Below are 16,553 nucleotides of genomic sequence, written 5' to 3'. Positions count from 1 at the left end.
ACACTTACTCAAAAAAAATATTCCCAACCACCCCGAAATACACAACAACTCCGGCTCCCCCCCGCACGTTCTTATGTGGGGGGGGGCCGGAACACGTGCACGTGTTCCGGCCCCGCGCCTGTGCCGGGCGGTCAGGCGGGCCGCGCGACGACCAGTTCCCTGGCGAACCATTCGATCGTGGTGCGCAGGCCTTCCTCGATGGAGATCCGCGGTGCCCACCCGAGCACCTCCTCGGCCAGCGCGGTGTCGGGGCGCCGGACGCGCGGGTCGTCCTGCGGGCGGTCGACGAACCGGACGCGGGACGTCGATCCCGTCAGGTCGATGACCAGCCGCGCCAGGTCGGCCATCGAGATCTCGTAGGGGCTGCCGATGTTGACCGGCCCGGGATGGTCGGAGAGGGCGAGCGCGACGATGCCCCGGACGGTGTCGTCCACGTGGCAGATCGAGCGCGTCTGCGAGCCGTCGCCGGTGACCGTGAGGTCCTCCCCGGTCAGCGCCTGGCGCAGGAACGTCGGGATCGCGCGGCCGTCGTCGGGCCGCATCCGGGGGCCGTAGCTGTTGAAGATCCGCACGATCGCGGCGTCGAGGCCGCGGGAGTGCCGGAACGCCGACGTCAGCGCCTCGCCGAACCGCTTCGCCTCGTCGTACACGCTGCGCGGGCCGACCGGGTTGACGTTGCCCCAGTACGACTCGGGCTGCGGGTGCACCAGCGGGTCCCCGTACACCTCGGACGTGGAGGCGAGGACGAAGCGCGCGCCCTTGGCCTCGGCGAGGTCCAGCGCGTTGCGGGTGCCCTGGCTGCCGACCTCCAGGGTCTGGATCGGGTACTTCAGGTAGTCGGCGGGGGACGCCGCGGACGCCAGGTGGAAGACGTAGCCGACGTCGCCGGGGACGTTCACCGGCTCGGTGAGGTCGCGTTTCAGGAAGCGGAAGTCCCGCCGCTCGGCGAGGTGCGCGATGTTGCGGGAGGTGCCGGTCAGCAGGTTGTCCAGGCACACCACCGAGATGCCCTCGGCGAGCAGCGCCTCGCACAGGTGGGAGCCGAGGAAGCCGGAGCCCCCGGTGACGACGGCGCGTGGATGTCTCATCTTGTCCCCCTCATCGGTTCGGGCGGGCGAGTGCCCTCCCGGCGGCCTCGACGGCCTGGTCGGCTGTGATCTCCAGCAGCCCGGGGCAGGGCTCGCGTCCGTGCGGGTCGCCGCGGCGCCCCGCCCAAAGGACGCGGTGCTCGGCGCGGTCGGGAGGCCCCCACCGGTCGGGCGGCGTCGGTCCGAACAGCAGCACCGACGGTGTGCGGTAGGCGGTCGCCAGGTGCGCGACCCCGGTGTCGCCGCAGACGACGAGCCGTGCCTGCGCGACGAGCGCGGCCAGCTCGGGCAGCGCGGTGCGGCCGGCCAGGTCGGCGGCGCGGCCGAGCCCGGCGAGCTCCACGACGCGGCCCGCGAGGCCGGCCTCGCCGGGCCCGCCGGTCACGACGACGCGCTCCCCGCCGTCCCGCAGGGCCGCCGCGACGGCCGCGAACCGCTCGGGCGGCCACCGGCGCGCCGGGAACGCCGCACCGGGATGGACGACGACGGCGCCCGGCGCGGGGGAGGCCGCCGCCGGCGCCGGCAGGCCGAGGTCGGCGGGGTCGGCGTCGAACCCGTAGGCCGCGACCAGCCGGCACCAGCGGGCCACCTCGTGCTCGCCGGGGTCCCAGGCGGGACCGCCGGAGTGCGGCGCGCCGGGGCAGGCGAACGCCAGCAGCCGCCCCGGTCCCAGGGCCGCGAGGAGCCGGTGGCTCTGCGGACCCCGTCCGTGCAGGTTGACCGCGACGTTCACGGGCCCCGCGGGCGGCAGCGGGGCCTCCAGTCCGTCCGCCGGAAGGACGTCGTCGACCGCGCCGGTCGCGCGGGCGAGCGGCGCGAGCACCGGCGGCGCGGCGAGCGTGATCCGCGCCTCGGGCATCCCGCGCCGCAGCGCCCGTAACGCCGGGACGGCGGTCAGCAGGTCGCCGAGGCCGAGCGCTCGCAGCACCAGGGCCCTGCGCGCCGCTCCGCCCGCCGGCGAGGCGGCCGTCACGGCCACGAGGGCTCTTCCGAGGGGCACACGACCAGCTCGCGGACCTCGCAGCCGGGCGGCTGGGCGAGCGCGAACGCGATGGCCGCGGCCACGTTCTCCGGCCGGTTCAGCTTCGCGTCCGGGCCGGGCTTGTACTGGTCGGCGCGGTCGTCGAAGAACGCGGTGTCCATGCCGCCCGGCACCACCATGGTGACGGCGACCTTCCCGGCCGTCTCGGCGGCGAGCGCCCGGGTGAAGCCGACGACGCCGAACTTCGACGCGCAGTACGCGGTCGCGTCGCTCACGGCGCGGAACCCCAGGGTGGAGGCGACGGTGACGACCCGCCCGTGCGGCTCGTTCTCCAGGTACGGCAGCGCGGCGCGCACGACGGCGGCGGTGCCGAGCAGGTTCACCTGGACGACCCGCTCCCAGTCCTCGGCGGGGACCTCGCACAGCGCGCCGCAGGCGTCGATGCCGGCGGCGGTGACGACGGCGTTGAGCCCGCCGGCGGCGCGCGCGAGGCCGTGCACGGCGCGCTCGGCGCAGCGGCGGTCGGCGAGGTCGGCCTGCATGTGCTCGAAGTCCTGCTTCGGGGGGTGCCGGTCGAGGATGAGGGGGCGACCGCCGTCGTCGGCGACCTTCCGCGCGACGGCCGCGCCGAGTCCGGAGGCGCCGCCGGTGATGAGGACGTTCATGACGCGTTTCCCTTCGTGGTCGACAGCAGGCGGGTGGTGGAGCGCCCTTCCAGGAGAGGCAGCAGGACCACCTCGCCGTCGTGGGCCCGGACCGTCTCGGCCTCGGGCAGGGCGGTCCCGGCGTAGTCGGCGCCCTTGACCCACACGTCGGGGCGCAGCCGCTCCAGGAGCGGCGCCGGGGTGTCGTCGTCGAACACCAGCGCGGCGTCGACGTCGCTGAGCGCCTCCAGGACCCGGACGCGGTCGGCGGCGGGCGTCACCGGGCGGGAGGGCCCCTTGCGGCGCCGGACCGACGCGTCGGAGTTGACGCAGACGATCAGGCAGTCGCCGAGCCGCCGCGCCTGCTGGAGCAGGCTGACGTGGCCGGCGTGCAGCAGGTCGAAGCAGCCGCCGGTCGCCACGACCGTGCCGCCCGCCCGCCGGGTCCGCTCGACGACGTCCCAGGCGTCCTCGCCGCGCTCGGGGACGAGCCGGGCCGAGCCGGTCTCGGCGAGCTGCGCCGCGACCGCCGCCGCGGCGCCCGCGCGGACGAACTCCGAGGCGCGGTCGACGCCCTGGGTGACGGCCGCGGGCAGGTCCGCGCCGTCGGCGAGCGCGCCGACGACCCCGGCGGCGAAGCTGTCGCCCGCGCCGCACGAGTCGCCGCGGGCGGGCCGGGCGGGGGCGAGGAACGGCGCCTCGGACCCGTCGCACAGCAGCGCGCCCTCGGCGCCGAGCGTGACCGCGACGCCCTCGATGCCCCAGGACCGGCCGAGGTGCCGGCCGCGCCGCCCGGCGGCCGACAGGCCGAACCCGGTGATGTCGGCGCCGTCGGCCGCGGCGAGCCGGGCGGCCTCCTCCTCGTTCGGGGTGAGCAGCCGGACGCCGGGCACCGGCGGCTCGCCGCGCGGGTGCGGGTCCCACACGACGGGCACGCTCGGGGGCAGCCCGCCGAGCAGGGAGCGGACCGCGCTGTGCCGGGAGACGCCGCGGCCGTAGTCGGAGACGAGCACGGCGCCCGCCCCGGCGATCGCCCCGGTGACGCGGGGGCCGACGGGCCCGTCGAGGGCCTGCCCGTCTCCGGCGTCCAGGCGCGCCACCGACTGGCCGCCGGACCGGATGCGCAGCTTGCAGGGGGTCCCGCCGTGCAGGTGGAGCGCCGCAACCTCCACGTGCCGTTCCAGCATCGCGCGCAGCCGCCGGCCCGGGTCGTCGTCGGCGAGCGCGGTGACGAGCACCACCTCGCGGCCGCCCGCCGCGGCGAGCAGCGCCGCGAGGCCCGCGCCGCCGGGGCGGGGCCGCTCCTCGGCCTGCTCGACGACGGGGACGGGCGCGTCCGGGCAGAGCCGGCTGCTGCTGCCGACGACGTCGATGTCGAGCAGGACGTCGCCCACCACGACCAGTGGCGCCGTCATGGCACCTCCTTCCGGGGGGCCGGCCGCCCGCGCCGGCCGGCGCGGGCGGCGCTCCTTGCGCCGCCGCGCGGGCTCCGCTCAGGCATGCCGTACCCCCAGCGCGTCGTCGACCGCCCCGCACAGCAGGTGGATCGCGGCGAGGTGGATCTCCTGGACGGTCGAGGTCGAGGCGGCCCGCACGGTGATCGCGTCGTCGCACGCGGCGGCCAGCGGGTTCGGGCCGGGCCCGGTGACCGCCCAGGCCGCGAGCCCGAGCGTCCGGGCCCGGCGTGCGGCCGCGACCACGTTGGGGCTGCGCCCGCTGGTCGACAGGCACACCAGCACGTCCCCGGGGCGGCCGTGCGCCTGCACCTGCCGCTCGAACACGGTGGCCGGGCCGTAGTCGTTGCCGATCGCCGTGAACGAGGAGGTGTCGCCGTGCAGCGGGATCGCCGACAGCGGCCGCCGCTCGTCCTCGAACCGGCCGACGAGCTCGGCCGTCAGATGCTGCGCCTCCGCCGCGCTGCCGCCGTTGCCGCAGGCGAGCAGTCGGCCGCCGGCGCGCAGGACGCCGGCCAGGCGGCGGCCCCACGCCTCGACGGTGGGGACCTGCTCGCGGAACCGCAGCGCGGCCTCGGCGAGCTCCTCGAGCCGCTGGTCGTGGACGGTGGACGTGCGGGTCCCGAGGCCGGGTTGCGCGGTCATCAGGCGGCCACCTCGCTCAGCGCGGCGGCGTGCCGGTAGACCCCGGCGGTGTCGGCGGCGACCCGGGCCCACGAGTAGTGCTCGCGCGCCCGTTCGCCCCCCGCGCGCCCCATCGCGGCCCGCTTCGCCGGATCGTCCAGCAGCCGCCGGATCGCGTCGGCTGCCCTCTCCGGGGCGCGTGGCGGGACGACCGCGCCGGTGACGCCGTCCACGACGGTGTCGAGGTGCCCGCCGACGGCGGTCGCCACCACCGGGACGCCGCAGGCCATGGCCTCCAGCGGCACCATGCCGAACGGCTCGTACCAGGGCAGGGTGACGACGAGGCTCGCCGAGCGCAGCAGCGGCGGGACCTCCTCGCGGCCGAGCCTGCCGAGGAACTCCACCCGCCCGGCGACGCCGGCGTCCGCCGCCACCCGGCGCAGCCTGCGCACCTCGGGGTCGGCGCCGAGGCCGTCGCGCGGCGGCCCGCCCGCGACCAGCAGCTCGGCGTCCGGCAGCTGCGCCAGCGCGCGGATGGCGGTGTCGACGCCCTTGCGCTCGACGAGCCGGGACAGCACGACGAGCCGGTGCCGCGCGCCCCCGGCGCCGGCCGGGCCGTCGGGGGAGAACAGGTCGAGGTCGACCCCGCACGGCACCACGCGGACGCGGTCCCGGGGGACGCCCATCGCCGTCAGCTCGGCGGTCTCGTCCGAGCAGGTGGCGACGACGGCGTCGGCCGCGCGCCCGATCGCGCGCTCCAGCCGGACGCGGGAGGCGGGGCTGGTGTCGGCGTCGCCCTGGTGGCGCCGCTTGACGGTGCCGAGCGCGTGGTAGGTCTGCACGACCGGGACGCGCGCGGCCCCCGCCGGCCGGGCGGCCTGGACGGCCGCGAGGCCGCTCATCCAGAAGTGGGCGTGCGCGACGTCGGGCGGGTCGTCGGCCCAGCGCCGCTCCAGGTACCTCCCGAAGTCGTGCATCCACGGCAGCAGGTCGTCCTTGGCGACGTGCTCGGCCGGGCCCGCCGGGACGTGCTCCACGGTCACGCCGGGCGCGAACCGGACCCGCTCGGGCAGGGCGGCCGCGTCCCGGCGCGTGTAGACGGTGACGCGGTGCCCCTGCCTGCCGAGCTCGGCGGCCAGCTCCGCGACGAACACGTTCTGCCCGCCGCCGTCCGCGCCGCCCAGCCCCTTGCCGGCGGGACCGCGCCCGGCGGCGAGCGGGCTCGCGTGCTCCGAGATCATGGCTATCTTCATCGCGTTACCTCCTGGAGAGTTCGCCGCCAGTCGCGCAGGAACCGCGCCAGCCCGTACCGGTCGACGGCGTGGGCCCGCGCCTCCTTGCCCATCTGGCGGGCGCGCGGCGGGTCGGACGCCAGGGTCCGCGCGGCGTCGGCCAGTGCGGCGACGCGCGTGGACAGCACCCCGGCCTCGGGCGGCACCGCCTCGACCGCCTCGGTGGTGGCGAGCGCCACCACCGGGAGGCCGAGCATCATGGCCTCGATCAGTGCGAGGCCGAGCGAGGTCCACCGGTAGGGGTGGACGTAGACGCGGCGGCGGGCGAGCTGCTCGTGCATGCTCGCCTGCGGCAGGTCCTCGAAGGTCCACAGCGACTCGTGCGGGATGCCGAGCCGCTCCGGCGCGCCGGCGACGTTCATCCCGAACAGGTCCAGGGGGACGGCGGCGGCCAGCCCGGCCAGCAGGTCGGCGCCGGCGACGCGCCCGCGGCGCAGCGGGTCGTTGATGACGACGCCGGCGCGCGGCAGCTCGGCGGTGTACCGGTAGCCGGGGTCGACGACGCCGTGCTCGATGACCGTGGTCGGGGCGCGGCCGCAGTTCCAGAACAGCTGGTTGAAGTGGGTGACGTGCACGACGGGGATGTCGGAGCGGTCGTGCAGGAAATGGCGGCTGTCGGGGACGACCTCCTCGGGGAGGCCCACGTCAGAGGGGGTCCGGCGCGGGGTGTCGTGCTCGACGTAGACGGCGGGGACGTCGCGTCCGGGGCGCCGCCCGAGCCATTCCTCCGCCAGGCGCAGCTCGTGGGGGCGCTGGAGCACGACGGCGTCGACGTCCTCGCCGCGGAGCCGCTCCGGCGGCACCTCGACCGCCCGGTCGGGCCAGTGGAAGGTGTCGGGGCGGCCCTTCCCGTCCGGGCCCCGGTCGGGGGTGACGGGGACGAGCGTGGTCTGCGGGCCGTGGACGAACGAGGTCGCCCACGATCCGTGCACGTGCCACATCAGGACTCTCACGGGGCGGGCACCTCCCTGGCCGGCGCGGCGTACTCGTCCGACGCCACGATCTCCACGGCGGCCGCGACCTCGTCGGCGCTGACCGACGACAGGCAGGGGTGGCCGTCCACCGGGCACTCGCGGGCGCGGCTGTCCTTGCAGGGCGCCCGCTGGTCGCCGAGCAGCGCCAGCGGGACGCCGAAGGGGGCCCACCGGGCGGCCGGGACGGTCGGCGCGAACAGCGACACGACCGGCGTGCCGACGGCCGCCGCCAGATGCGCGGGGCCGGTGTTGCCGGCGACGACCGCGCAGGCGCTCCGCAGCACCGACGCCAGCTCGGGCAGGCTGGTGCGCCCGCCGAGGTCGAGGCCGTCCTCCCCGGCGACCAGCGCGGTCAGGTCCTTCTCGTCCTTGTGGCCGGTGACGACCACGCGGCGCCCCGCCCCGACGAGCAGCCGCACCGCCTCGGCGCAGTGGCCGGGCGGCCAGGCGCGCGCGGGGACGGAGGTCCCGGGGTGCACCACCACGTAGCCGGGCCCGCCGGTGAGGTGGTCGATGTCGGGCAGCGGGCCGCGGACCCGCAGCCGGGTGTCGCCGGGGGAGGGGAACCCGGCGTCCTCCACCAGCGCCAGCATGCGCAGCGGCTCGGGCACGTCGGTGTCGGGCCGGTGCCGCAGGTCGAGCAGCGACCCCGGGTAGTCCTCGCTGATGCCGCCGATCCAGGGCGTCCCGGCGAGCCGCAGCAGCAGCGCGAGCGGCAGCGGCGACTGGTGGAACGAGGTCAGGATCAGGGCCCGGTCGAACCCCTTCAGCTCGCGGACGAGGCGGTCCACCGCGGCCTGCTCGACGGGCACGTGGTCCGGGTCGATCCACGGGGCGCGCCACTCGACGACCCGGTCGACGCCGGGCAGCATGTCGGCCGCGGCGCGCCCGCGCGGCCCGCACAGCAGCACGACCTCGTCGGCGCGTCCGGCGACCGCCCGCACGGCGGGGCCGGCGAGCAGGACGTCGCCGATGTTGTCCTGGCGTGCGACGAGGACTCTCATCGGCGCCGCCTTCCGCCGAGGACGAGATCGACGGCGGCGTCCAGCGTCGGCGCGGTCTCCCGCGCCCGCGCGACCTCCGCCCGCCGGGTCCGGCCGGTGGGGACGAGGATGCCGCGCGCCCCGGCCGCCGCGGCGGCCTCGAGGTCGCCGCCGATGTCGCCGATGACGGCGCAGTCGGACGGCGCCACCCCGAGCCGCTCGGCGGCGCGCTCGATCAGCCCCGGGCGCGGCTTGCGGCACCCGCAGCCGTCGCCGCCGTCGTGCGGGCAGAACTCCCACACGTCGATGCGGCCGAGCAGCTCCTCGACGCGGGCGTTGACGCGCCGCACGTCCCCGGCGGTGATGTGCCCCTTGGCGATCCCGGACTGGTTGGACACGACGCCGATGCGGACGCCGTGCCGCCGCAGCCGGTCGAGGGCGCGGCGGGCGCCCGGCATCGGCTCGACCCGCGCCGGGTCGCCGTTGTAGGGGACGTCCCTGATCAGCGTGTCGTCGCGGTCGAACAGGACGGCGCGCGGCCCGCCCCACGCCCGCGCCCGCCGGTGGACGGCCAGGCCGCGCAGGCGGTGCCGGACCGCCGCGGGCGGGATGGCGGCGCTGGTGACCAGCATCCTGACCACCTCGCCCGGGGTGCGGGGCCCCGGCCGGATCCGCTCGTAGGCGAACCGCCCGGTGAGTCCCGCCCAGGCTCCCGCGGCGGTGAGCGCGACGGCGGCGCCGCCGCGGCCGCGGGGCGCCGCGGGGAGCGCGGCCAGGGCGAGCAGTCCCGCCGCGGTGGTGGCGGCGTGGCGGCGCAGCAGACCGGGGCCCTCGCCGGCGCGGCGTCGCCAGTCCGGGCCGTGCACGCGCCACATGAGGACGTCGTCGGCGTTACCGGCCTGCGCCCGCACCGACGCCCAGAACCCGGCCGGGCGGACCGGATGCGTCAGCCGCCGCTCGCCGAGGACGAGGCCGTGCCCCGCGTCCATGGCGCGCAGCGCCAGGTCGGCGTCCTCGCGGTAGGCGCGGCGGAAGCGCTCGTCGAAGCCGCCGAGCTCGGCGAGCACGCCGCGGCGGTAGGCCATGTCCGCGGTGATCCACTCGGCGTCCGCGAGCGCGGCGGTGTTGCGCTCCCAGTCCGTGGGGGCCCGGCCGTCCGGCGGCGGGACGGTGACGCGGCCCTGGGAACCGCCGACCTCGGGCGGCAGGCCGGCGAGGTCGGCCGCCAGCCGGGTGGGCCACTTCGGCTCGGGGACGACGTCGTCGTCCAGGAAGGCGACCCACTCGGTCGTGGCGGCGCGCCAGCCGGTGTTGCGCGCGGCGGCGGGGCCGCGGCCCCCGGAGCGCAGCACCCGGATCTCCGGCCCGGCGGACGGCGGCAGCGGCAGCGGCGCGCCGGGCGCCGGGCGGTCGTCCACGACGATGATCTCGTGCGGGGCCGGGCCCGCCCCGTCCTCCAGCGCGGTGAGCAGCGCCTCCAGGGTGACGCGCAGGCTCGGCCTGCCGATCGTCGGGATGACGACGGTGTGGCTCATCGGGCGTGCACCTCCCGGCGGCGCACCACGAACGGTCCGATGGCGAGCAGGTCGACCGGCGCCGAGCCGAAGCACTCCAGCGCGTCGCGCGGGTCGTCCACCATGGGGCGCCCGGCGGTGTTCAGGCTGGTGTTCACCATGACCGGCAGCCCGGTGCGGCGGCGGAACTCCTCCAGCAGGCGGGCCAGGAGCGGCTCGCCGGCGGCGTCGACCGTCTGGACGCGGGCGGTGCCGTCCACGTGCACGACGGCGGGGATCCGGGCGCGCCACTCGGGCCGCACCCGGTGCACGAACAGCATGTAGGGGCTCGGCAGCGGGCCCTCGAAGATCTCGGAGGCGTGGTCGAGCGCGACCATCGGCGCGATGGGCCGGAACTGCTCGCGGCCCTTGACGTCGTTGAGCCGCTCGACGTTCCCGGCATGGCCGGGATGTGCGAGCAGGGAGCGGTGCCCGAGCGCGCGCGGGCCGAACTCCGAGCGGCCCTGGAACCACGCGACGACCTGGTTGCGGGCCAGGGCGTCGGCGACGGCGGCGGCCAGGTCGTCCGGCCGCTCGTACGGGATCTTGGCGGTGTCGAGCCGCGCGGCGATCTCCGCCTCGTCCCACCGCCGGCCGAGGTCGGCGCCCGGCATGGCGGCCAGCGGGTCGCCGCCCGACCGCGCGACGTGCAGGGCGGCGCCGAGCGCCGTCCCTGCGTCGCCCGCCGTGGGCTGGACCCAGACGTCCTCGTAGGGCCCGGCCTCGGCCAGCCGGGAGTTCGCGACGCAGTTGAGGGCGACGCCGCCGGCGAGCATCAGGCGGCGGGCGCCGGTCCGGCCGTGCAGCCAGGCCGCCAGGTCCAGGACCACCTCCTCCAGGCGGGTCTGGACGCTCGCGGCGAGGTCGGCGTGGTCGCGGGTCCACTCGGCGCCGGGCCTGCGGGCCTTCGCCAGGGAGCCCCAGTCGATCGGGGCGACCGCGAAGCCGCCGTCCTCGGTGGCGCGGACGTGCTCGCGGAGTTCGTCGAGGAAGCGCGGCTCGCCGTAGGACGCGAGCGCCATGACCTTGTACTCGTCGCTGGAGCGCAGGAAGCCGAGGTGCTCGGTGAGGTCCTCGTACATGAGCCCGAGCGAGTGCGGGAGGCGCTGGGCGTGCAGCGGCGTCAGCTCGCCGCCCTCGTACGTCCCGGCCAGGTGCGAGTGCGACTCGCCGCGGCCGTCCAGGACCAGCACGTCGCCCTCGCCGGGCCCCGGCGCGGCGAGCGCGGCGGACGCGGCGTGCGCCACATGGTGCGGCACGTACCGGACGATCCCGGGATCGAGGCCCGGCAGCGCGGTCGCGAGGAAGTTGGGGGCGCGCTGCGCGTACAGCGTCCGCAGGCGCTCCCACTGGGCGTCGTGGCCGTCGAGCCCGGGCTCGACGAGTCCGGGATCGTAGGAGTAGGCGACGGCGTCGAGATCGCCGGGCTCCAGCCCGGCCTCCTCGAGGCACCACCGGGCGGCCCGCTCCGGCAACTCCCACGCGGCGAAGGCGACCGGCCGCTTTCCGTGCTTGCGGCGGCTGAAGCGCTCCTCCTCGGCCGCGGCGACGACGGTGCCGTCCGACACCAGCGCGGCGGCCGGGTCATGGAAGATCGCGTTGATTCCGAGCACGCGCATGTGCACCCCGTTTCGACGCAGTGTTCGGTAATGGAGTGGGGAAGTGCCGTGGTCTCAGGCACCGCGCCCCGGGACGGACCGGCCGGAACCGAATCCCCTATAGGTAATTCCGGACATTGCCGAGAACTGTGCCGCTAAACGCTGATGCCAGAAGAGTCGCTGGTAATAGAAGTGGCAGGTGATGCGGCATCTGCGCACATAGAGGGGGATGCGTGGGGTACTGGGCGGTTCATGCGCTTCACCGTCGTCGTCATCACCCGGGACCGGCGGCGGTCCCTGCTCGCCGCCCTGGCCGCCGCACGCGCGCTCACCGAGCGGGCGCCGGTCATCGTGGTGGACAACGCCTCGCGGGACGGGACCGCCGACGCCGTCGCGGAGGAGTTCCCGGAGGTCACGCTGATCCGCTCGCCGCGCAACCTCGGCGCCGTCGCGCGCAACCTCGCCGCCGACCATGTCCGCACGCCCTATGCCGCGTTCTGGGACGACGACATCCGGTGGGACCCGGACGCGCCGTCGATCGCCGCCGGCCTCCTCGACGCGCACCCGCGGCTCGCCGTCGTCACCGGCCGGATCCTGGTGGAGCCCGGCGGCCGCGAGGACCCGATCGTCCCGGAGTTGCGGCACTCGCCCGTCCCCGGACCGCCGTGGCTGCCGGGTCCGGCGCTCGGCTCGTTCCTGGCGGGGGCCTCCATGGTCCGCCTGGAGGCGTTCCGCGAGGCCGGGGGCTTCTCCCCGCGGCTGTGGCTGGGCGGCGAGGAGGAATTGCTCAGCGCCGACCTGATGGCCCTGGGCTGGCAGCTGTGCTTCGCCGAGGACGTCGTCGTGCGCCACGAGCCGTCCCCCGTCCGCGAGGCGCACCTGAGGCGCCGCCACGGCATCCGCAACACCCTGTGGTCCACCTGGCTGCGCCGCCCGCTCCCGGTCGCCCTGCGCCGGACGGCCGTCCTGCTGCGCACCCTGCCCCGCGACCGCGTGACGGCCGCCGCGCTCGCCGAGGCCGCCGCGGGGCTGGCCTGGGTGGCCCGCGAGCGCAGGACGCTGCCCCGCGACGTCGAGGACCGGCTGCGCCTCCTGGAGGCGTCCCAGCGCGCGTCCAAGGCCCGCCGCTACGTGAGCTGAGGAGACCGCCGCATGCCGGACGTGACGATCGTGGTCGCGACCCGCGACCGGGCCGCCGAACTGCGCCGCAGCCTCAACCACCACACGGCTCCGGTCATCGTGGTCGACAACGCCTCCAGCGACGGCACCCCCGCCGCCGCCGAGGCGGCCGGGGCCACCGTGCTGAGGCTGCCGTCCAACCGGGGCGCGGCGGCCCGCAACGCCGGGGCCCAGCTCGCCGCCACCCGCTACGTGGCCTTCGCCGACGACGACTCCTGGTGGGCCCCGGGCTCCCTGGAGCGGGCGGTCGAGATCCTCGACGCCCATCCGCGGACCGCGCTGCTCGCCGCGCGGGTCCTGGTGGGGGAGGAGGAGCGGCTCGACCCGGTCTCCGAGGCGATGGCCCGCTCGCCCCTCGGCCGCCCCGAGGACCTCCCGGGACCGGCCGTCCTCGGCTTCCTGGCCTGCTCCATCGTCGTCCGCAGGGACGCCTACCTCGGCGTCGGCGGCTTCTCCGACGTCCTGCACTTCGGCGGCGAGGAGGAACTGCTCGCCCTCGACCTGGCCGCCGCCGGATGGGGGCTCGCCTACGTGCCGGAACTGGTCGTCCACCACCACCCGGCGGCCGCGGGCCGCGATCCGGCGGCGCGCCGCCGCCGGCAGGCCCGCAACCGGGTGCTGACCGCGTGGCTGCGCCGCCCGCTCCCCGCGGTCGCGCGCGCCGCCGCGTCCGTGCTCGCCACCCGGGACGGCCGCGCCGGGCTCGCCGACGCGGCCCGCGCGCTGCCCGGGCTCGTCCGCGCCAGGCGGCCGGTCCCGCCCGCGGTGGAGGCCGCCCGCGCCCGCCTGTCGGGGTACTGACCGTCAGGGGCGGGCCGCCGCCCGGCCGCGGGCCAGGGACAGGGCGAACAGGGCGCCGAGCAGGACCATGCCGGCGAGCGCCCATCCGGCGCCGTACTCGGCGTGCCGGGTCGACCCGCCGGACTCGGCGAGGGTGAGGAACAGCGTCCCGACGGTGGCGATGCCGACCACCTGCGCGAGCTGCATCAGCGTGAGCAGCAGCCCGCTCGCGTCCGCCGCGTCGCCGGCCGGGACGTGCCGCAGGGCGAGCGTCATGATGATCGGCATCACCCCGAGCCCGAACCCGATGACCACGGTGAGCGCCTCGTAGGGGACGCCGCCACCGGCGAGGGGCCCGACGCACAGGTAGCCCGCCCCCGCCACCGCGAACCCGGCCGGGACGGCGCGCCCGTGCCAGCGGGCGGGCAGCCGCTGCCAGTTCAGCCCGACCAGCCCGAACGCGGTCACGCACGGCACGAACGCCAGCCCGGACTCCAGCGGCGACATCCGCAGGTCGCCCTGCAGGTGCAGGGTGGTGGTGAACAGGAACGACCCCCAGCTGGCCGGTCCGAACATGATCGCCACGCAGGCCGGGACCAGCAGCGGGGCGCGCAGCACCCGGGGCGAGACCAGCGGCCGCCCGCCCGCGGCCGCCACCCGCCGCTCCACGGCGGCGAAGGCCGCGGCGAACGCGGCGCTGGCGGCCAGCGACGCCCAGCCCCACATGGGCCAGCCCAGCTCGTGCCCCATGATCAGCGGGACGACGAGCAGCAGCACCGCCGGGGCCAGCGTGAGCAGGCCCGGAAGGTCCAGTTCGGCGCGCAGCGGGCGCGTCCGGGGCGCGGGCTCGTCGCGGGGCAGCACGCGCGGCCCCGCGAGCAGCAGCGCGGCGCCGATCGGCACGTTGACGAGGAAGACCGTCCGCCAGCCCGTGCCGAACAGGTCCGCGCCGACCAGCAGGCCCCCGGCCGCCTGCCCGACGACGACGCCGCCCGCGATGACCGCCGAGTAGACGCCGAGCGCCCGCGCCCGGGCCGCGCCGGTGAAGTCCCGCTGGATCATCGACATCACCTGCGGGGTGAGCATCGCCGCGCCCGCGCCCTGGAGGAAGCGGAACACCACCAGCGTCCCGGTGGACGGCGCCAGCCCGCACGCCAGCGACGCCGCCGTGAAGGACGCCAGGCCGAGGTGGAACAGGCGGCGGTGGCCCGCGATGCCGCCGAGCCGCGCGCCCGTGATCAGCAGGACGGCGTAGGAGATGATGTAGCCGGCGACGATGAGCTGGAGCCCCGCGCCCGAGGCGTGCAGGTCCGCGCGCATCGTCGGGAGGGCCACGTTGACGATGTTCACGTCGAGGATGGCCATGAACTGGCCGAGCAGGATGACGGCGAGCGCGAGCCCGCCGGAGCCGTTCCGCGACCCCCGTTCGGGAATGGTCCCGCGCAGGTCGGTTGTCTGTGTCATGTGTACGAGCGTGCTCGGAGACCGGTACCGGTAACGAGAGCCTGCCGATACTGGTACTGACAGCACCTGGAAGAGCACGCCGGTCGGGGTCAGGCTGGGGGAGTGACGATGACGAGTGCGCCCGCCGCGCCCACCGCCCGCCGCAACGGTGCGGGCCCGCGCCGCCGCACGGAGCTGGCGGCGTTCCTGCGCAGCCGGCGCGAGCGGATCACCCCCGAGGACGTCGGGATGCCGCCGGGCCCCCGGCGCCGCACGCCCGGACTGCGCCGCGAGGAGGTCGCCCAGCTCGCCGGGGTGGGCGTCACCTGGTACACGTGGCTGGAGCAGGGCCGCCCGATCAACGCCAGCACCCAGGTGCTGGACGCCGTGGCGCGCACCCTGCGGCTCGACGGCGCCGAGCGCGAGCACCTGTACCGGCTGGCCGACATCCCGGACGCCGCGGTCGAGGAGCACGCCGAGACCCTCCCCGAGGACGTCCAGGCGATCCTGGACGCGCTCGTGCCGATGCCCGCGGCGGTCGCCAACGCCCGCTCGGACATCCTGGCCTGGAACGCCGCCTACGCCGCGATCTTCCCGCACGTGGTGCGGGCCGGGCCGTGCGAGCGCAACACGCTGTGGATGGTGTTCACGCTGCCGCCGTGCTGCAACCCGGTCGCGAACCTGGAGGAGGCGGCGCCCGACCACGTCGCCGTCTTCCGGCACCGCTACAGCAGGCACCTGGACGAGCCGGGCTGGAAGGACCTCGTCCGGCGCCTGCAGGCGGCCAGCCCCATGTTCGCGCGGCTGTGGGCGTCCCACGACGTGGCGCTGCCGGGGCCGACCGTGAAGCTCTTCCGGCACCGCGCCGTCGGCGAGATCCGGACGCGCACCACGAGCATGGACATCACCGCGTCGCCGAACGCGCGCCTGGTCGTCTACACGCCGACCGACGAGGAGAGCCGGGACCGGATCGGCCGGCTGCTCGCCGACCCCGGGATCGCGGAGCCCGACCACCGGCACTGACCCGCCGGCACCCACCCCCGGGCACCGGCCGACCGGCTCAGTGGCGGGCGCGCCGGGCGATCACCACCAGGTCGACGGCGGCGATCACGGCGACGGCCGCGCAGATGCCCGCCGCGGTCCAGGAGCCGTCGCCCGAGCCGTTCACCGCGAACACGATCGCGGCGGCCACCGCGCCGACCAGCGCGACCGTGGACAGGACCGCGCGCAGGGCCAGCGGGCTGCGCGCGGTCACCGGCTCGTCGCCGCGCGGCTGCTCGTGCGGGTACGGTCCGTGCGACCCGGGCCCGTGCCACCCGGGCTCGTTGCGGCCGATGTCGTGCCGCTCGGGCTCGTCCCACCCGGGCTCGCGCCGCTCCGGCTCGCGCCCTCCGGACGAGCGCCGCTCCGGCTCGTGGCGCTCGGGTCCGTTCCGGTCGGGCCCGCCGGCCCCGGTGCCGCCCATGGCTCACCTCGCGTAGGTGCCGACGAGCGTCCCCGATGCGACGACCTTGTCCTCGACGGCGTCGCGCAGGTCCCCGGCGGTGAAGCCGTCCCGCAGCCCGGACGGCTCCGACAGCCCGTACAGCCGGAAGAAGTACCGGTGCGGGTCGTCGCCCACTGGCGGCTTCGGCCCGCCGTAGCCCTCGGCGCCGAAGTCGTTGCGCCCGAGGACGGCGCCGGTCGGCGGCTCCCCGGCGTCCAGCCCGGTGGTCACGGGGTCGATGCCGGCGACCAGCCAGTGCGCGAACGTGCCGACGGGGGCGTCCGGGTCCTCGCACACCAGGGCCAGCTCCACCACCTCCTCGGGGGCGGGCGACCACTCCAGCGGCGGCGAGAGGTCCCCGCTGTCGTGGGAGTAGTCCGACGGCATGAGCGTGTGGTCGGTGAACGCGGAGCTCCGCAGCGTCATCTCCTCCATGAGCTGCTCGTGCCCCCTGCCGCCCGGTCGATGCACGC

At 76.8% G+C, this 16,553-nt stretch carries 16 protein-coding genes; 3 read left to right on the top strand and 13 right to left on the bottom strand.

Annotation, left to right across the window (positions count from 1 at the left end):
* Window positions 1-131 precede the first annotated feature (131 nt).
* From AB0C21_RS39425 to AB0C21_RS39380, 10 genes are all read right to left on the bottom strand, one after another.
* Complete coding sequence (locus AB0C21_RS39425; RefSeq protein ID WP_500211276.1) at window positions 132-1,088, bottom strand: UDP-glucuronic acid decarboxylase family protein; 957 nt, start codon at window positions 1,086-1,088, stop codon at window positions 132-134.
* Window positions 1,089-1,098: 10 nt separating this feature from the next.
* Complete coding sequence (locus AB0C21_RS39420; protein ID WP_500211274.1) at window positions 1,099-2,067, bottom strand: glycosyltransferase family 9 protein; 969 nt, start codon at window positions 2,065-2,067, stop codon at window positions 1,099-1,101.
* Window positions 2,058-2,735: an SDR family NAD(P)-dependent oxidoreductase gene (locus AB0C21_RS39415; RefSeq protein ID WP_149258599.1), complete on the bottom strand. Its 678-nt coding sequence runs from the start codon at window positions 2,733-2,735 to the stop codon at window positions 2,058-2,060. Before AB0C21_RS39415 ends, AB0C21_RS39420 begins: the two co-directional genes overlap by 10 nt.
* Window positions 2,732-4,129 (bottom strand): PfkB family carbohydrate kinase, encoded by a 1,398-nt coding sequence (locus AB0C21_RS39410; RefSeq protein ID WP_500211273.1) that lies wholly within the window; start codon window positions 4,127-4,129, stop codon window positions 2,732-2,734. The genes AB0C21_RS39415 and AB0C21_RS39410 overlap by 4 nt, the downstream gene beginning before the upstream one ends.
* Window positions 4,130-4,207: 78 nt before the next feature.
* Entirely contained in the window at window positions 4,208-4,813 is a 606-nt protein-coding gene (locus AB0C21_RS39405) for a D-sedoheptulose-7-phosphate isomerase (protein ID WP_149258597.1), read from the bottom strand.
* Entirely contained in the window at window positions 4,813-6,045 is a 1,233-nt protein-coding gene (locus AB0C21_RS39400; RefSeq protein ID WP_500211271.1) for a glycosyltransferase, read from the bottom strand. The genes AB0C21_RS39405 and AB0C21_RS39400 overlap by 1 nt, the downstream gene beginning before the upstream one ends.
* On the bottom strand, window positions 6,042-7,037 hold the full coding sequence (locus tag AB0C21_RS39395) for a glycosyltransferase (protein ID WP_500211270.1): 996 nt from the start codon (window positions 7,035-7,037) through the stop codon (window positions 6,042-6,044). Before AB0C21_RS39395 ends, AB0C21_RS39400 begins: the two co-directional genes overlap by 4 nt.
* Window positions 7,034-8,062, bottom strand: coding sequence for a glycosyltransferase family 9 protein (locus AB0C21_RS39390; RefSeq protein ID WP_500211268.1), 1,029 nt, complete (start codon window positions 8,060-8,062; stop codon window positions 7,034-7,036). The genes AB0C21_RS39395 and AB0C21_RS39390 overlap by 4 nt, the downstream gene beginning before the upstream one ends.
* Window positions 8,059-9,576, bottom strand: a complete 1,518-nt coding sequence (locus AB0C21_RS39385; protein ID WP_500211266.1) for an HAD-IIIA family hydrolase — start codon at window positions 9,574-9,576, stop codon at window positions 8,059-8,061. The genes AB0C21_RS39390 and AB0C21_RS39385 overlap by 4 nt, the downstream gene beginning before the upstream one ends.
* Window positions 9,573-11,213 (bottom strand): carbamoyltransferase family protein, encoded by a 1,641-nt coding sequence (locus AB0C21_RS39380; protein WP_500211265.1) that lies wholly within the window; start codon window positions 11,211-11,213, stop codon window positions 9,573-9,575. Before AB0C21_RS39380 ends, AB0C21_RS39385 begins: the two co-directional genes overlap by 4 nt.
* Window positions 11,214-11,444: 231 nt before the next feature.
* On the opposite strand from AB0C21_RS39380, the gene AB0C21_RS39375 reads away from it, so the two are divergent.
* The gene (locus AB0C21_RS39375) at window positions 11,445-12,332 is read left to right on the top strand and encodes a glycosyltransferase family 2 protein (protein WP_500211263.1); all 888 of its coding nucleotides are present in this window, start codon (window positions 11,445-11,447) and stop codon (window positions 12,330-12,332) included.
* A gap of 12 nt (window positions 12,333-12,344) precedes the next feature.
* Window positions 12,345-13,172 carry a glycosyltransferase family 2 protein gene (locus tag AB0C21_RS39370; protein WP_500211262.1) on the top strand — a complete coding sequence of 276 codons (828 nt, stop codon included), beginning with the start codon at window positions 12,345-12,347 and terminating at the stop codon, window positions 13,170-13,172.
* A gap of 3 nt (window positions 13,173-13,175) precedes the next feature.
* Here AB0C21_RS39370 and AB0C21_RS39365 read toward each other — a convergent pair whose 3' ends face one another.
* Complete coding sequence (locus AB0C21_RS39365; RefSeq protein WP_500211260.1) at window positions 13,176-14,615, bottom strand: MFS transporter; 1,440 nt, start codon at window positions 14,613-14,615, stop codon at window positions 13,176-13,178.
* Window positions 14,616-14,723: 108 nt separating this feature from the next.
* Here AB0C21_RS39365 and AB0C21_RS39360 point away from each other — a divergent pair, with 108 nt between their 5' ends.
* Window positions 14,724-15,617 (top strand): helix-turn-helix transcriptional regulator, encoded by an 894-nt coding sequence (locus tag AB0C21_RS39360; protein WP_500211259.1) that lies wholly within the window; start codon window positions 14,724-14,726, stop codon window positions 15,615-15,617.
* Window positions 15,618-15,654: 37 nt separating this feature from the next.
* Here AB0C21_RS39360 and AB0C21_RS39355 read toward each other — a convergent pair whose 3' ends face one another.
* A complete protein-coding gene (locus AB0C21_RS39355) occupies window positions 15,655-16,059 on the bottom strand; it encodes a DUF6343 family protein (RefSeq protein ID WP_500211258.1) in 405 nt (134 codons plus the stop codon).
* Window positions 16,060-16,062: 3 nt separating this feature from the next.
* Window positions 16,063-16,515, bottom strand: a complete 453-nt coding sequence (locus AB0C21_RS39350; protein WP_500211257.1) for a YbhB/YbcL family Raf kinase inhibitor-like protein — start codon at window positions 16,513-16,515, stop codon at window positions 16,063-16,065.
* Window positions 16,516-16,553 lie beyond the last annotated feature (38 nt).

Source organism: Spirillospora sp. NPDC049024 (assembly GCF_040649235.1).
Classification (GTDB): domain Bacteria; phylum Actinomycetota; class Actinomycetes; order Streptosporangiales; family Streptosporangiaceae; genus Spirillospora.
This window is presented reverse-complemented; position numbering and strand designations above follow the sequence as displayed.

Excerpts from the sequence above, each read along its gene's own strand:
- AB0C21_RS39350 (WP_500211257.1), bottom strand. The coding sequence starts at position 16,515 with ATGGAGGAGATGACGCTGCGGAGCTCCGCGTTCACCGACCACACGCTC.
- AB0C21_RS39355 (WP_500211258.1), bottom strand. The coding sequence starts at position 16,059 with ATGGGCGGCACCGGGGCCGGCGGGCCCGACCGGAACGGACCCGAGCGC.
- AB0C21_RS39405 (WP_149258597.1), bottom strand. The coding sequence starts at position 4,813 with ATGACCGCGCAACCCGGCCTCGGGACCCGCACGTCCACCGTCCACGAC.
- AB0C21_RS39400 (WP_500211271.1), bottom strand. The coding sequence starts at position 6,045 with ATGAAGATAGCCATGATCTCGGAGCACGCGAGCCCGCTCGCCGCCGGG.
- AB0C21_RS39415 (WP_149258599.1), bottom strand. The coding sequence starts at position 2,735 with ATGAACGTCCTCATCACCGGCGGCGCCTCCGGACTCGGCGCGGCCGTC.
- AB0C21_RS39425 (WP_500211276.1), bottom strand. The coding sequence starts at position 1,088 with ATGAGACATCCACGCGCCGTCGTCACCGGGGGCTCCGGCTTCCTCGGC.
- AB0C21_RS39375 (WP_500211263.1), top strand. The coding sequence starts at position 11,445 with ATGCGCTTCACCGTCGTCGTCATCACCCGGGACCGGCGGCGGTCCCTG.
- AB0C21_RS39370 (WP_500211262.1), top strand. The coding sequence starts at position 12,345 with ATGCCGGACGTGACGATCGTGGTCGCGACCCGCGACCGGGCCGCCGAA.
- AB0C21_RS39410 (WP_500211273.1), bottom strand. The coding sequence starts at position 4,129 with ATGACGGCGCCACTGGTCGTGGTGGGCGACGTCCTGCTCGACATCGAC.
- AB0C21_RS39380 (WP_500211265.1), bottom strand. The coding sequence starts at position 11,213 with ATGCGCGTGCTCGGAATCAACGCGATCTTCCATGACCCGGCCGCCGCG.
- AB0C21_RS39385 (WP_500211266.1), bottom strand. The coding sequence starts at position 9,576 with ATGAGCCACACCGTCGTCATCCCGACGATCGGCAGGCCGAGCCTGCGC.
- AB0C21_RS39390 (WP_500211268.1), bottom strand. The coding sequence starts at position 8,062 with ATGAGAGTCCTCGTCGCACGCCAGGACAACATCGGCGACGTCCTGCTC.
- AB0C21_RS39365 (WP_500211260.1), bottom strand. The coding sequence starts at position 14,615 with ATGACACAGACAACCGACCTGCGCGGGACCATTCCCGAACGGGGGTCG.
- AB0C21_RS39360 (WP_500211259.1), top strand. The coding sequence starts at position 14,724 with ATGACGAGTGCGCCCGCCGCGCCCACCGCCCGCCGCAACGGTGCGGGC.